Source organism: Hymenobacter norwichensis DSM 15439 (assembly GCF_000420705.1).
In the GTDB taxonomy this organism is placed as follows: domain Bacteria; phylum Bacteroidota; class Bacteroidia; order Cytophagales; family Hymenobacteraceae; genus Hymenobacter; species Hymenobacter norwichensis.
The window spans coordinates 23,900-37,213 of record NZ_ATVL01000001.1 but is presented as its reverse complement, the minus strand read 5'-3'; the positions used below and the strand labels follow the sequence as shown (position 1 = coordinate 37,213).

13 protein-coding genes are annotated in these 13,314 nt (G+C 54.5%); 7 read left to right on the top strand and 6 right to left on the bottom strand.

Annotated features, from left to right (window positions below):
* Window positions 1-25: 25 nt before the first annotated feature.
* Window positions 26-2,182, bottom strand: coding sequence for a T9SS type A sorting domain-containing protein (locus tag G536_RS25480; protein ID WP_033369424.1), 2,157 nt, complete (start codon window positions 2,180-2,182; stop codon window positions 26-28).
* A 1,441-nt stretch (window positions 2,183-3,623) separates the two neighbouring features.
* On the opposite strand from G536_RS25480, the gene G536_RS25475 reads away from it, so the two are divergent.
* Both G536_RS25475 and G536_RS0100170 read left to right on the top strand, forming a co-directional pair.
* Window positions 3,624-4,568, top strand: a complete 945-nt coding sequence (locus G536_RS25475; RefSeq protein ID WP_022821567.1) for an ArdC family protein — start codon at window positions 3,624-3,626, stop codon at window positions 4,566-4,568.
* A 100-nt stretch (window positions 4,569-4,668) separates the two neighbouring features.
* Window positions 4,669-6,225: a ParB/RepB/Spo0J family partition protein gene (locus tag G536_RS0100170; RefSeq protein WP_022821566.1), complete on the top strand. Its 1,557-nt coding sequence runs from the start codon at window positions 4,669-4,671 to the stop codon at window positions 6,223-6,225.
* Window positions 6,226-6,297: 72 nt separating this feature from the next.
* Here the strand turns inward: G536_RS0100170 and G536_RS0100165 are convergent, their stop codons facing one another.
* Window positions 6,298-6,975: a hypothetical protein gene (locus G536_RS0100165; RefSeq protein WP_022821565.1), complete on the bottom strand. Its 678-nt coding sequence runs from the start codon at window positions 6,973-6,975 to the stop codon at window positions 6,298-6,300.
* 73 nt (window positions 6,976-7,048) lie between these two features.
* Between G536_RS0100165 and G536_RS0100160 the strand changes: the two genes are divergently transcribed.
* From G536_RS0100160 to G536_RS0100140, 5 genes are all read left to right on the top strand, one after another.
* Entirely contained in the window at window positions 7,049-7,312 is a 264-nt protein-coding gene (locus G536_RS0100160; protein ID WP_022821564.1) for a hypothetical protein, read from the top strand.
* A gap of 24 nt (window positions 7,313-7,336) precedes the next feature.
* Window positions 7,337-7,486 carry a hypothetical protein gene (locus tag G536_RS31920; protein WP_022821563.1) on the top strand — a complete coding sequence of 50 codons (150 nt, stop codon included), beginning with the start codon at window positions 7,337-7,339 and terminating at the stop codon, window positions 7,484-7,486.
* A gap of 43 nt (window positions 7,487-7,529) precedes the next feature.
* Window positions 7,530-7,844 carry a hypothetical protein gene (locus G536_RS0100150; RefSeq protein WP_169515015.1) on the top strand — a complete coding sequence of 105 codons (315 nt, stop codon included), beginning with the start codon at window positions 7,530-7,532 and terminating at the stop codon, window positions 7,842-7,844.
* Window positions 7,845-8,126: 282 nt separating this feature from the next.
* Window positions 8,127-9,056, top strand: a complete 930-nt coding sequence (locus G536_RS0100145; RefSeq protein ID WP_033369423.1) for a hypothetical protein — start codon at window positions 8,127-8,129, stop codon at window positions 9,054-9,056.
* 567 nt (window positions 9,057-9,623) lie between these two features.
* Window positions 9,624-9,812, top strand: coding sequence for a hypothetical protein (locus G536_RS0100140; RefSeq protein ID WP_022821560.1), 189 nt, complete (start codon window positions 9,624-9,626; stop codon window positions 9,810-9,812).
* A gap of 227 nt (window positions 9,813-10,039) precedes the next feature.
* On the opposite strand, the gene G536_RS0100135 is transcribed toward G536_RS0100140, so the two are convergent.
* The 4 genes from G536_RS0100135 to traK all read right to left on the bottom strand — a co-directional run bounded on the left by G536_RS0100135 (window position 10,040) and on the right by traK (window position 13,303).
* Complete coding sequence (locus G536_RS0100135) at window positions 10,040-10,210, bottom strand: hypothetical protein (protein WP_157530230.1); 171 nt, start codon at window positions 10,208-10,210, stop codon at window positions 10,040-10,042.
* A gap of 179 nt (window positions 10,211-10,389) precedes the next feature.
* Window positions 10,390-11,358, bottom strand: a complete 969-nt coding sequence (traN, locus tag G536_RS25470; protein ID WP_084708425.1) for a conjugative transposon protein TraN — start codon at window positions 11,356-11,358, stop codon at window positions 10,390-10,392.
* Window positions 11,355-12,674 carry a conjugative transposon protein TraM gene (gene traM, locus G536_RS0100125; RefSeq protein WP_022821557.1) on the bottom strand — a complete coding sequence of 440 codons (1,320 nt, stop codon included), beginning with the start codon at window positions 12,672-12,674 and terminating at the stop codon, window positions 11,355-11,357. Before traM ends, traN begins: the two co-directional genes overlap by 4 nt.
* 11 nt (window positions 12,675-12,685) lie before the next feature.
* Window positions 12,686-13,303, bottom strand: coding sequence for a conjugative transposon protein TraK (gene traK / locus G536_RS0100120; RefSeq protein WP_022821556.1), 618 nt, complete (start codon window positions 13,301-13,303; stop codon window positions 12,686-12,688).
* Between the last annotated feature and the right edge of the window lie 11 nt (window positions 13,304-13,314).

Here is a 13,314-nt window from a genome sequence, read left to right as displayed (position 1 = left end):
AAGCAAGACGGGTACTACGCGCTACTTACTTGCTGACGAGCAGGCGCTGATTGGTCACCTTGCCGTTGGTGATGAGCTGGCAGTTGTAGACCCCACTGGCGAGCGGCTGCCCATTCAGGGTCACGCTGTAAAGCCGGTTGCCTTCCACTGCTCCATCATACAGGGTGGCCACTACTACTCCCAACTGGTTGTAGACCTTGATTTGCGCTTTGCCGGCCTGCGTGGGACGGAACGACACCATAGCCTGATCGGTGATCGGGTTCGGGTACGCCTGTAGCTGGCTCTCATTGCTCAGGTTCGCGCTGGCTGAGTTGCTACGGCTGGCCACGCTGTTGGTGCAGGTAGCATCGGCCAGGATCATGACGGTCACGGTCTGCGTGGCTACGTTACCGGCATTATCGCGTACGGTCAGCGTGACCTGGTTAGGGCCGACGTTGGCGCAGGTAAAGGTGCGTGGGCTGATGCTCAACGAGGCAATCGAGCCACAATCGTCGTAGCTACCCCCGTCCACGTCCGCGGCCTCAATGGTGCGCGTACCGTTGATCAGCGTGGTTTGGAAGCCCGCGGCCACTACCACTGGGGCCGTGTTATCGACTACTAGTACGGTCACGGTTTGCGAGGCCGTGTTGCCCGAGTTGTCACGCACGGTCAGCGTGACCTGGTTGGGGCCCACATTGGCACAGGTAAAGGTGGTTTTGCTCAGCGTGAGCGACACGATGCTGCCGCAGTCGTCATAGCTGCCGTAGTCAACATCGGCTGCTTCAATCGTGCGCGTGCCGTTGATCAGGTTGATTTGCAACCCGGCGGCCAACACCACTGGGGCCGTGTTGTCAACGATGATGACGGTCACCGTCTGCGTGGCCACGTTACCCGAGTTGTCGGTAACGGTGAGCGTGACTTGATTGGGGCCAATGTTGGCACAGGTGAAGGTGCGCGGGCTGATGCTCAGCGAGACAATACCGCAGTTGTCGAAGCTGCCACCATCTACGTCGGCGGCCTCAATCGTACGGGTGCCGTTCACCAGCGCCGTCTGGAAGCCCGCAGCCCGCACCGTCGGGGCCTGCCGATCCTGCACCGTCACCGTGAAGGTGCCCGTGGCCGTGCCGCAGTTGTTGGTGGCCCGAACGGTAACGGTAGAGGTGCCTACTGGGAAAGTGTAGGGGGAAGTGATGGGTGTGCCGCCCAGCGTGTAAACGATCGAAGCCTGATTAGTGGCCGAGGCGGCAAAAGCCACGCTGGCGCTACATTGTCCTGTGGTGGCTGCCACCGTCTGACTGGCGGGCAGCGTCAGCACCGGGGCCGCGTTGATGGTTAGATTACTTCCGTTATCAGTACCCGTTACGGCAGGGGTACTGCCTACTACTCGGATGCGATAGCCAGTACCTGCTGGCGTGCCTGCCGGAATCGTAGCGGCAATAGTGCCCGAACCCGTTCCAGTCAGCGTGCCGATGGTCACCGGCGAGGCAAAGCTGCCCGCCGCGTTGGAAAGTTGCGCCGAGAAGACGTTACCCGCCGCAAACGGGCCGCTCACGGTAAACGGAACGGCCAAAGCTTGACCGGCACAAAACGGACCCGTAGCCAGGGGAGAAGTAGATAAGGTAGGTATGAGCGTCGAACAAAGCACCGTGGTCGCCGTGGAACCGGATAGCGTCACCGTATAGGCGCCGCTGCCACCTAGCCAGGAATCCAACTGGACGGCAAATTGGCCGGTGGCCGGGACGGTGTACGTCAACGTATAGTTATTGGCACCATTGCCGGCTGTTTGCACGAGCTGCAAGGTGTTGTTGTCAGCGAAGTCACCAATTTCGGCGCATCCATCCGGCGCTCGATAAAGCCACGTGTAGCTGCCAGAGCCAAAGCCTCCAGTGAAAGAAGAGGTGACGTTGATCGTTACCGTGTTGCCAGCATTGGCATTGAAGATGAACCACGGATGGTCAGTAGTAGATTGGGTATAGTTGCCCGTAAAGGTTCCCATACCGACATGGTCAAAGTCAGAGATCGGCGCCGTAAAGTGCTCGGCGTGCGCCAGCATAGGCAGCGCCGTCAAAAGGACGATGGCCATCAGTCGGGCAAACGCCCAAAACCGACTCGACACTACGCATTGCGGCGCTGTAATAGCACTTACTATAACGATGGGGGCGCCGCAGACGGGTACGTCCGGCGAGGAGTCAAGGTGTTGCATAATTACTGGGGTTAAAAGTGGAAATTGCTGGGGTAATGGAAGGTGAGTATCTAGGAGTTTGCTGCGAGTGAGGGGTGCCGGTAACCTAGTGCGGCCATGAACTGCTAAGGGCTAGGTGCTTAGCGCAGTCAGTGGCGCGGACTCGATCAGAGGAAGTGAAGGGGAAGGATGCTCAGCGCATCCTGCATCAGGGGGGACCGGACCTAAGGCTGTAGGTATTATCTGGTAGCCCTCGTAGTCACTAGGCTAGTTGCTTTACTGCTCATAGATGAAGCGCACTTGCTTTACCTTGAGCAGTTGATAGCAATAGGTGAGAGCAAAGTACTTGACCCCAAAGCAGGGGCGCAGCCTTACGAGGTCGTTAAAGGAAGCTTGCTAAAGCAGGTTAACAACGCATCTAGATTCATCGCAGCAGGATTATATATGAATAAGGATATTGCAGTGAAAATTTTATACTTTCTTCCCAGTAAGAATATAAATTCTTGGAAAGAGTACATAGGTATGTAAATGAATATTCAAAACCTAATACTTAGATATATGTGTTAACTTATTTTTCTGTTGTGATATTGAATTATTCTAATTTTATAGTACTCGTATTAATGCTGGGTTATTCTTGTTCCTAATCGCCATCCAGAATTCTATTAGTCACCGAGGATAAAGAGATAATAGTATAAGAGGAAGCTTAGCTAGCGATCATGAAAACGGTGATGTAAGCAAGGTATGACCTAATACAACTACCCTACCGCTTTGACTGTGCTGCTAGGCCACCTGACACTATGCCTCCTGTTCCAAATCTTTTTAATGGAGGGCCTTGGTCATGTGCTGTCGAACGTAGTAACTGAAGCTACTATCCTAAAGATTAAGACGTTTGTGCGGTGCCGGTACCTTTATCACAGTAGAGAAAACGTAGTTAGGCCGGCCCGTAAACAGAGTTTACGCGGCGAATCGAGGCCGCACCAAGGACTGGTTTTTCTGACAACGTGTTGCCAAAGATTAAACTCAGATCATTAGCCTTTTAAGGGGCGTAGGCTTAGCTAGAAATCAAATGAAAGCAGGAAATGAGAAGCATCGCCATCAGTTTTCAGTTTTCTCTTTGGTTACTTCTGAATGCAATTGCTGAATCTATGATAAGAATACAAGCAACTATGATAGATAACCGTTTACAACTGCCAATCTTATTGGAGAGTAGAAATAAGTGTTGCGGTTATGTATACTGCTAAGCACTCATAGCAAGAACTTGAAAACGTAAAGCGAGAATGCTAAATAGGTTACTTGAAGAGAATAACTAAAGGGAAGAAAAACACCTTTATCGTGCCAGAAACACTGTTTTTAGTTAAGAAAAGATGAAAAAAGATACCAACTTTGTTTCTATTTAGAAACAAAGTTGGTATCTTTAGGGTATAGAAAGAGCAACAAAGCCCTTTTCTAAAGCCCTAGTACAGTGAAAAATATTCGCAACATCACCCCAAGTACCGGCACTGCAAAAGCCGATGCTTACCAGATCATTACCGACCGCATCTTGGAAAAGATGGAAGGCGGGCAGATTCCGTGGCAGAAGCCTTGGCACACGTTCGGCGCACCCCGCAACTACGTCAGCGGCCACGTGTACACCGGCATCAACGCCTTCTTGCTCCACTTCCTCTGTGACGGAATGCCGCTGTTTATGACTTTCCGCCAAGCCAAGCAGCTAGGCGGGCACATTCGCCAAGGCGCGAAGGGCTTTCCCATCATCTTCTACAATGTAATTGAGAAGGAAGCGCCCGAAGGGGAAACCAAGCGCATACCGTTCGCCAGCTATTCCACTGTGTTCAACATTGCCGATGTGGAAGGCGTGAACCTGGTTTTGCCGCAAGCCGCCCCCGCCATCCATGAGCCAATAGAAGCGGCTGAGGCTATCGTGATGGGTTGGGCCGAGCGCCCCCGCATTACCCACATGGACCAGAACGCCTACTATGTGCCCACTACGGACTCCGTGAATATGCCCGCTTTCGGCAGCTTCCGCACGGCTGAACTCTATTACCAGACGCTTTTTCACGAACTGACCCACGCCACCGGCCACCGCTGCCGCCTGAACCGCCCCGACCTAGCCGAAAACATGGCCGTGAAAGGAGCCGAAGGATACGCCCGCGAGGAACTGACCGCCGAAATGGGAGCCGCTTTTCTCTGTGGTGCCGCAGGTATCAGCCCCGAAGCCACCGACGACAATACAGCCGCTTACCTGCAATTCTGGTTGGGCAAGCTCAAAGGAGATAAAACGCTGCTGGTGAAAGCGGCCAGCCACGCGCAGAAGGCGCTCAATCTGATACTAGGTCAGAGCCCCAACGAACCAACGGATCAGCCCGTGGTACAGTCGCAACTGGAAGAATCGAACATGAAAGCCGCCTAACCCGGCTTCCCGAAAGCACCGGATAGGCCAGTCTATCCGGTGCCAGTAGGGCACAGCAAAGCACAAGGAGACTGCAACCCCACTCTTTTTACTGTTTGTCATGAGCGCCCAACCCATCACTATTTCCCCTGATTTTACCGCCGATTCTATGCCCCTGCTGGGGGTGGAGTTGCGCCACGTCCCGCTGGCCCATATTTACATCGGCGGCAACTACCGAACCGCCATGAGTGCCGAGGGCTTGGCCGAGTTGGCCGAGAGCATCAAGCAGTCGGGCTTGATTCAGCCCATTACCGTGCGCCCGCTGGTGGAGCCGCTAGAGGGCAAGTACTTGGCCCTCGTGGCCGGTGCCCGCCGCTATGCTGCCCACGAGTTGGCCGAGCTGCCTACCATCCTGGCCAACGTTCGGGAAATGTCCGAGCAGCAAGCCGAGGAAGCCCGCCTGATTGAGAACCTGCAACGCGAGAACCCCCACCCCGCCGACGAAGCGGTGGCCGTGGCCCGCCTGAGCGCCAACGGGGCCAGCTATCAAGAAATTGCCAGCCGACTAGGCAAGCCTCTGCTGTGGGTGGCGCAGCGCCGCGCCATTAGCGAGTTGTTGCCGGTGTGGATGGAAGCGCTACGGAGCAATAAAATGACCCTGAGCGCCGCCGAAGAATTGGCCCGCTGGCCTCATTCGGTGCAGCAGCGAATGCACACCGAGAAGGCCCAGCAGTACCGGTACCAGCAGATTACCGAACTATCGGTAAAGAACTGGCTGAACAGTGAAATGCGGGTGCTGAATAGTGCGCCGTGGGATTTGGAAGATGCCACGTTGTACCCTGTCGCCGGGGCCTGCACTGCTTGCCCCAAGCGCAGCAGCTGCCAGTCGTTGCTATTTATGCAGGAGGTTACGGCCAAAGATACCTGCCTAGATAATGCTTGCTGGGGCAAGAAGCTCACCCTGCGCACCGAGCAAGCCCTAGCCGAGAACAGTACGCCGGAGCAGCCCGCCCGCCGCATATCCAGCAGCACCTACAACGCGCCAGCCGGTGCCCTGCCAATGGGCCGCTATGAACTCACCAAGAAGAAAAAAGGAGTTGAGTTCGGGGTGTACGTCGATGGACCGCAGCAGGGGAAAGCCGTGCGAATCTTGCTCATTGGCCCAGCCAAGTCCGAAAAGAGCCGGGGGGAGCAGAACAAGGAGAGCCGCCGCAAGCGCCTGACCCACGAAGCAACCAAGCTCGTGATTGCCCAACGCGCCGCCGCGCTGCTGGGTGGGACCGATGAGGCCGGAGCCGAGGCCCGCCGCATCTTTCTGGCCGAGTTGATTGCCGACCAGCTGCAACGCAACCGGCAAGGAGCTGAGGAACCTCGCTTGTTTGCGGCATTGGTAAAAGAATGGGGCTGGCAGAAGCCGGAGCAGAAAACCCACGCCTATGGCGAGGAAAAGCGGCTGATTCGAGAGCAAGCCATGCAGGTAGCGCCCACCGAAGCCGAGCTTTCGCGGCTGCTGCTGTTCGTCGTGGTTCACTACAACCTGAGCTACGAGTTCGACAACTATCAAGACAAGGTAGTGCGGCTGCTCAACAGGGAAGTGCTTACCGCTGGCCTAGCAGAAGCCGCACAGGAGCAACTAGCCAAGGAGTACGACCCTGTAACCCTTCGCGCCCGCAAGTAGCGGCCAGTACCGCGGCCCCGGCCTTGCTCATGCAGTGGCCGGGGTTTGCCGGTGCCGCCCTTTTTCTTCCCTTTAGTTTGATTCTTGTTTTGGAAAGGTAAAGTCAATGTCGCCTTTAATGCCATAATAGTACAAGTACTGTCCATATGCATTGACACTATAATGATTGCCATGAACGATACAAAGACCAGCGCTAAACAGCACCCCCCCTCCATCTACGTCGTAATCATGAGTTTTAAAATGGAAAGGATCATCTGAGTTAGCTGAATTGTGAAGGACGGCAAAAGCCCTAGTGTGCAGGGTATCTAAACACTCTGATAATTGGCAGAATGCTTCCCAGACGAACTTTCCATTAATGTGAGCTTGAAACAAGTTGGCTAGTATCTTGGACTTCTCCACGCTGATAAAGCGGTCATTGAGCACAACAACATGCTCGACTACTGAGACTCGATACTTTGTGTCTTCCCTGAATTTGGTTAGAAATTCCTGCTTCCTTTCCTCTGTAAGTTTTCCATTGTGAAACTCACTTAGAAAGGTCAGTAGCTTTTTTGCCAGCCATATTTCCCGGATTGCCATTCCGCCCCGAACAACGCCGACAATAGATTTCACAAGAGGTAATTCCTTTAGAGCTGGGTTATCGAGAAAGCTATCTAAGCCTAGTTCGGCATAATCCTGTGTCAAGTCAAAGGCAGGCTTACTTAAACCGTCTTCTACTGCTTTTTCAATTTTGTTTTTCTCTGTATTCATCATTGCTAAATGGGTATTTACCTGACTAGCCTCAAATATCTGGTATAGCTAGTTTTAATTTCTTCCCTAAGCCCAAATGCCCTGCCAACTTACTCTTTCTGACAAGTATGCCGCCATTGTAACGGAGGCGCTGGAGTTTTACGGTCGCTTCCTTTGGGGCCAGACAGACCGGTTGCCCGCCAGCCTCGATAGCTCGCAGCGGATGCTAAACGTGGACGTGGAGCAGATAGAGGAAACCTTGCTGCCCTTCCGCAAGCTGGTGTGGCCCGAGCTGCACGGCTGGGGCCACAGCCTGGGCGTCGGCTACATCGACGGCCACCTAGAGCGCCAGGCCGCCTAGCTGAGCTACGAGGTGTATAAAACGATGCTTTCCGCGCGCAATGCCAAAAACGGCGTCTCCAACGTGCACAGTAATTTTGGCCTCTATTATTCGCCTGAGCCACGCCCGGAGGTGGTGTGGTTGGGTGAGGCCCCGGCGCCGGCTTCACAGCCCGAGGCCGACCCGCAGTTTTAATGCTGAGGCGCTTCCGCTACTTTCGCCTGAAATGTTAGCACTGATGAAAAATAACGACACCCCACAGACCTTCAGCCAATTGATAAGGGAAAGAGATCAATTCACTGACCGAGACTTCATGAAGGTGATGGGCGTCGGCTTCGGGGTGCTGAAGCGTAAAGAGGCTGATCCATCCTTGTTGACTGTGGCCGAGATGATGGGTGTGGCGAAGATGATCAAGCGCCCAGTCGAACAGGTGATCAAGATTGTGTTGGCTGAGGTAAGCCGCAATAAAGAAGTAATAGAGCAGCTAAATCAGATACCGGAGCAGGTTATCGGCCGCAAGTATTCCCCACGTAAGCCCAAGGCTCAGGAGTAGGGCTGACTTATAAAGTCTATTCTTTGCGGTGAAAATACTGTTCCTAAATAGAAACAATGTGGGGGGATTGGCTACCTTTCGGAACTAGTTGCTCACATGAGTGTAAACACAACGGGAGCCCCTGTGCAACCAAGGGCTCCCGTCGGAAACGGCAGGCTTCGTGCAACCGAAGCTTGCCATTAATGAAATAATATTCGCATGGCAAATGTAGAGAAAATCTACTTGGATTCTAATATATGCAGATACCCGCACGAGGTCCTGCAATTTGGGCCCTACGGTAGCTTGGCCATTGACCTGCTTGTGTGGGCCGCCAAGGAGTCGTTTGTTCCCAACTTTCGGGAGCGGCTGGATCTGCTGATACCAGCGCCCAGCATCACTTTCCACGCAGCGGACTTCTATCGGCTGTTTGCTCAACGTCGGACTAGTGTTCTCAAGCCCCTCACGCCAGGTGGGGAGGCTATCTTTGCCTACAAAGAAAAGCTGCGCAAAGACTACGGCCGTTGCATCCTCGATGCGACGATGTTCAGTATGTCAACCAACTCAATTGCGTATACCGACAAGGAGTATCGCGTCGTCGATCAGCGGCGCCAAGAGCGCTACAAGCTTAGCTCGCTGAAGGTATTCCGTGGGTTGGAGATTGTGCGCAGCAGTCGGGCGTTTGTGCGCTATACGGTGGAAATCAACCCCGACTTCGTGCAGAACAATCACTTCCTGAGTCAGCTCATCACCATCCCGGATTACGTGAGCCTACGCACGACCGGCACCGACCATGCCAAGCAGGGCAGCAGCTGGACCGTCGGCCGCTTCCTGTATCTGCGCATGCGGTATGCCTGGGGCCTGTGGTGCAGCGCCGACAACAAAGGCAAGAACGAATTCACCGAGAACTTTTCGGAGCTGATGGAAATAGCGGGCTTCGTTAAGACGCCGGCCAAGAAAGCCGCCAGCCTGCTACGGGGATACTTAGAGCGGGTTTGTACTTTGGGCAGTATACCCTTCACGGCTCGTATTGAGAAAGTGGATGCTGGCGCCGTGCGGCGGCTGCCTGATGGTACGCGCCCAGCAGCCTACCAAGTTATCCTAACCAAGAAGGCTGGCCAGCGTGAGCAGGAGGCCGAGCAGCAGCGCCTAGCCACCGAGCAACAGCGGCAGAATCAGGCGCGGCAACAGGGACAGCAGCAAGTACTGAAGCTTACCGAAAAACTGCATTCCTGAGTACAACAAGGCTGTTTTATAAGGTATTAAAAAGTCCATTTTGCTATATGCGGGATGGTCTTTTTTATGCTTTTATATACTGTATCTTTTCATTCACCATCCTGTAGGTTTTTATTCACCGCCTGTATCTTTTGGTTCACCAAGCTGTAGGTTTTCATTCTCCACTGTAGGTTTTCGTTCCCTGTGTGTGTAGGTTTTCATTCCCCCACTTGTAGGTTTTCGTTCACCTACTCCTACTAAGATAGAAAAGGAGAAGATTAAGAATACCCTCTTACGACCACAGAGAAGCGAATCAAAAAATAGCTTTTAGAGGGATGATGGGCCGGGCCAACGAAGCGAGAACGGGCGAATTTGACGCAAGGCTGACACGTATTGAACGATCAGACCTCCGAACGGGAAAGAATACACCCCAACCCGAGCGAAGACTACAGCGGCCAAATAGCAAGGCCAGCGGGCAGGACGGGAAAAGAGGGAAATCAGAAGTTAAGGCACTGGGCGGCGCGACCCATTGCGGAACCCATATCTGGCCAATTTGATATCTTGCTTACCTCGCTACCCCACCGCACTATGCAAGCCGACCAACTGGATTTCCTAGAAGAAATGATCAGCAACGCTGAGCTGCTCAACTGCGTGACTTGCCAGGACGAAACCCTGCACACGCATGAAGAAGTGTTAAGCATTCACGGCAGCGTAACCGAACTCAAGATGCGGTGCACCAACTGCATGACTTGTCGCACCTGGCTTCAGATTGAGTAAACAGTTTTTAATGTAGAATTACATCAACAAAAAGCCCCAATGCAATGCGCGTTGGGGCTTTTGTATAAATAAAATGCACGGTTGCATCAAGGTTTTGGGCCTTTGCGACGGCCGACGTTGTAGCCGAATATCTCTTTGAACATCAGGCAAACCAGGTAGCCGCCTACAAAGGAGCTACCCACGATCCGCACAAATAGCAAAGGGTCGAAAGTCGAGAACATAAGGGTCTAGTGGTACTCTTCGTGTTCGTCGTGGTACCGGTGCTTGGGTTGGTGCTTGCCGAGAAAGCTGAAGATGCTCAGCACGATGGCAGCGTTTACCGCAAACTGTCCCCAGCTGGGTCCATAAGGGCTATAAAGAAAGATGGCCAAGGCCACAATGATCAGGAACTTGCGCATAGTGGTAGGGATAAAGCGAAAGCTAGAATAGATAACGCTGCCACGAGTAGCCTTCATTCTCGTAGCTAACATACGAAATCCTACAATATTGGTGCCACCTGGAAACGAAGAAGGGTATAGCAACGTGCTATACCCTTGCCCAACTACAGCACCACGTGTTGCACCGCGGCGCCAGTAGCTTAGCGTTTTAGTTTGCGGGCCTTCAGAATATCTTCGTTGGTCACGTTGAAAGTGAGGTGCCGGCCCCCGCCGCGCTCGAACATCTCCACCACCAGGTTCTTGTCATCGGGAATAGTGAATTTTCGGAGTACGTACACCTGGTCCATGCCACCCGGGCCGGGAATAGTAGTCTGGGTGGAATTGTAAACGAACAACGGGGCCAACTCCGATTCCTGAATTGCCGTGCGTTTCGCCAGCTTCTTATCCCGGATGTAGAATTTCACAAAGTCCACGTCGTAGTTAATATTGGACTTGTTGAACATGTAGAGGGGCAGAAAGAACATATCATCCTTGGTGTACATGCCTTGCAGGGCCAGGGTAATATCATCCTTCACCTCTTTGGTGCGCAGCATCTTCTTTTTCTTGAGGACGATACGCGAGTAGTTTTCCATCTCGGTCTGGGTCATGCTCAGATTGGAGAACATGGCCATCGGCATAACGGGCGAGGCGTCGCCGGCACCGGTGGTCAGGTTGTAGTTCAGAACACGTGGGTCTTGCTCATAATCGATCAGGAAGGAATACAGCCGCCCATCGGCCGTTACCACCGTCATGTTGGTTTGGGGAAAGCTTTGCCGATTGGCCTTGAGCTTGACGATGTTTTCCGCCCCCTGCGCTTTGTCGGCAATAATGCCCGAATTGCCCAGGTCAACGTAGGTCACGGCGTAAGGGAAAATCAGGTGGGTGGTTTTCTGGAAACCAACGCCCAGGTGATACGAGCCGATGTAGTTCTGTTCCCCGAGGCTGAGCATCTTCGGCATGGGTGCCGGTGCCGCAGCTGGGGCGCTGGGTGCCGGTGGCGAGAAGTTACCCAGCAGCTGAGCCGAGGTCATCGACCGGCGAGTAGCGATAGACTTTTGGGCCGTAGCAGGCAGGGCCGATATCGACAGGGCGAATAAGCCGAGGCGGACAAGAGTGGGGTGCAGTCTCATGATTTCAACAGCAGTTTGTAGTTGGCTTTGAGGTGAATTTTCACCAGCTTAATTTTCTTGCCGGCCAGTGCTTTGCCGGTCTGCAAGGCAATGCCGGCCGCTTGGGCGCCCAGGCTGGGTGACATGGTGAGCAGGTCGGCCGAGCTGGTTCCGTTGGCCATGCCCTGCTTGGCCGCGTCCCGATTCACTGAGCCCGGTATGCTCAGTCCTTCCCCACCGTCCATATCGTAGGCTTTCAGGCTCAGCAGTAGCACACTGTTTTGAAACTGCACCGACGTAGCTTCGATAGTGAGGCGGTTACCCGACACGTCGCAGGTGCCATACAGGAAGCTGTTGCGCGGGATAAGCCGCCCCTCCAGCTGCACATCCGAGAGCAGGCGCATCTTCACCGTCGAACCCTGGCTTACAATCACGTCATCATGAATGACGGCCGGTACCGAGTTCATCTGGCCGTTGGTCGTTTCCCCCAGGCCGTGAAAGGCGTTGCCCGAATTCACTACCACTACGGGCGTACCCATGCCGGCGCGACTACCCAGACTGGTAACCACCGACTGCTGTACTTCGGTGACCACACTCATGCCTTTCTGCTTGGTGGCCGCTGCACTCGTGGCCACCGATGGCGGCGCCGCAGCTGGTGCCGCGACCGTGGCCGTGGGCGTGCTCAGGGCCTGCAACCGCTTCTCATACTGCTTGCGCAAATCATCCAGCTCTTTGATGGTTTGGTCTAGCTCAACATCCTTGCTCGAGGACGCCGGCGTGTAGGCAGTCGGGTTGGCGTAGCCGCTGCTGCTGTACCCACCGTCGCTGGCATAGCCCCCGCTCGAACGATAGGAGGGCTGAGGTGCCCGCTGCTGCTGCTGAAGGTGCTGCATGCGGCTTTGCACGGCCGTCACATTGGGGTCGGTGTTGGGGTCGTAGCGTTGGGGCGACTGTCCCGGTTGCACCGCGTAATTGAGCCCACCAGGTGCGGCCGTGGTGCTGGCTGCCCCAGGGGCGACGGCAGCAGCTGCATCCGTCGACTCAGCAACTTCCCCGACCGTTGTAAAGGCGAGTCGGTTATCACGTTGCGTGCTGTCATGCGGCGCTTTGTAAGCCTCCATCTTATCCTCGTACAGCGCGGTTTTGCCCGCCTCGGGAAGTGTGGTGTTGATGCCGGTAGCACCCGGCCCCGCCGTGGCTGTGGCCGAAGCCACACCTTTGCCCCCACCGCCCAGGTAGAAAAGCAGGGTGAGGCAGATAACGCCCGGTACTGGAATGAAGGCCATCAACCGGCGCTTGTTGAGGAATTCCTGCGATTGTTTGGAAGGGGTTGCCATAACGGTAGGGGTTAGCGGCGCTCGGTGCGCAAGTCGTTGTTTTGGATCACCCGCCACTTTTCCATCAGGAAACCATGCGGGTTATTGCTCGAGCGCGACACGTCGCGCAGGTAGCACTCGGAGATCAGCAGGCGGCTGGTAACCGACGAGGCCCGAATAATCTGCTGGTGCGCGTAGCACTTGGCATAGTAGGGATAGGAGGCAGCATTGATGCTTACACTATCGACCTTGATATTCTGGCTGATGTTGGCCTGAATCAGGTTGTTGTAGTAGCCGCTCTCCTTCAGGTTCTCATACGCCCGCTTGGCGCTCTCATCGGCCAGAAACAGCGACTGGCTCACGTTGTATTCAATAGCCTTGCCGTCGGGGTCGAGGGTGAAGAAGAACTCGTGAAAGCGCTTGACGTGATCCTTGGCTTCCACCGGGCGGTTTTCCTTCACGTTGTGCGAGACGGCCGCCAGCAGGTTGCCTTGGTCAAGCACGTAGATGCGGCCCTGGGCAGCAGCAGCCGTTTGCCGAGCCGAGTACACGGCGTAGGCGGCCACTGAGAAGCACAGCAGCATGAAAAGCAAAGCCAGCGTTTTCGTTTGCTGGTAAGCGGAATCAATGTTTTTGAGGGATCGAAACATAGTCGTAGTAG

Excerpts from the sequence above, each read along its gene's own strand:
- G536_RS25480 (WP_033369424.1), bottom strand. The coding sequence starts at position 2,182 with ATGCAACACCTTGACTCCTCGCCGGACGTACCCGTCTGCGGCGCCCCC.
- G536_RS0100170 (WP_022821566.1), top strand. The coding sequence starts at position 4,669 with ATGAGCGCCCAACCCATCACTATTTCCCCTGATTTTACCGCCGATTCT.
- G536_RS0100165 (WP_022821565.1), bottom strand. The coding sequence starts at position 6,975 with ATGATGAATACAGAGAAAAACAAAATTGAAAAAGCAGTAGAAGACGGT.
- G536_RS0100160 (WP_022821564.1), top strand. The coding sequence starts at position 7,049 with ATGCCCTGCCAACTTACTCTTTCTGACAAGTATGCCGCCATTGTAACG.
- G536_RS31920 (WP_022821563.1), top strand. The coding sequence starts at position 7,337 with ATGCTTTCCGCGCGCAATGCCAAAAACGGCGTCTCCAACGTGCACAGT.
- G536_RS0100150 (WP_169515015.1), top strand. The coding sequence starts at position 7,530 with ATGAAAAATAACGACACCCCACAGACCTTCAGCCAATTGATAAGGGAA.
- G536_RS0100140 (WP_022821560.1), top strand. The coding sequence starts at position 9,624 with ATGCAAGCCGACCAACTGGATTTCCTAGAAGAAATGATCAGCAACGCT.
- G536_RS0100135 (WP_157530230.1), bottom strand. The coding sequence starts at position 10,210 with ATGCGCAAGTTCCTGATCATTGTGGCCTTGGCCATCTTTCTTTATAGC.
- traN (WP_084708425.1), bottom strand. The coding sequence starts at position 11,358 with ATGAGACTGCACCCCACTCTTGTCCGCCTCGGCTTATTCGCCCTGTCG.
- traM (WP_022821557.1), bottom strand. The coding sequence starts at position 12,674 with ATGGCAACCCCTTCCAAACAATCGCAGGAATTCCTCAACAAGCGCCGG.
- traK (WP_022821556.1), bottom strand. The coding sequence starts at position 13,303 with ATGTTTCGATCCCTCAAAAACATTGATTCCGCTTACCAGCAAACGAAA.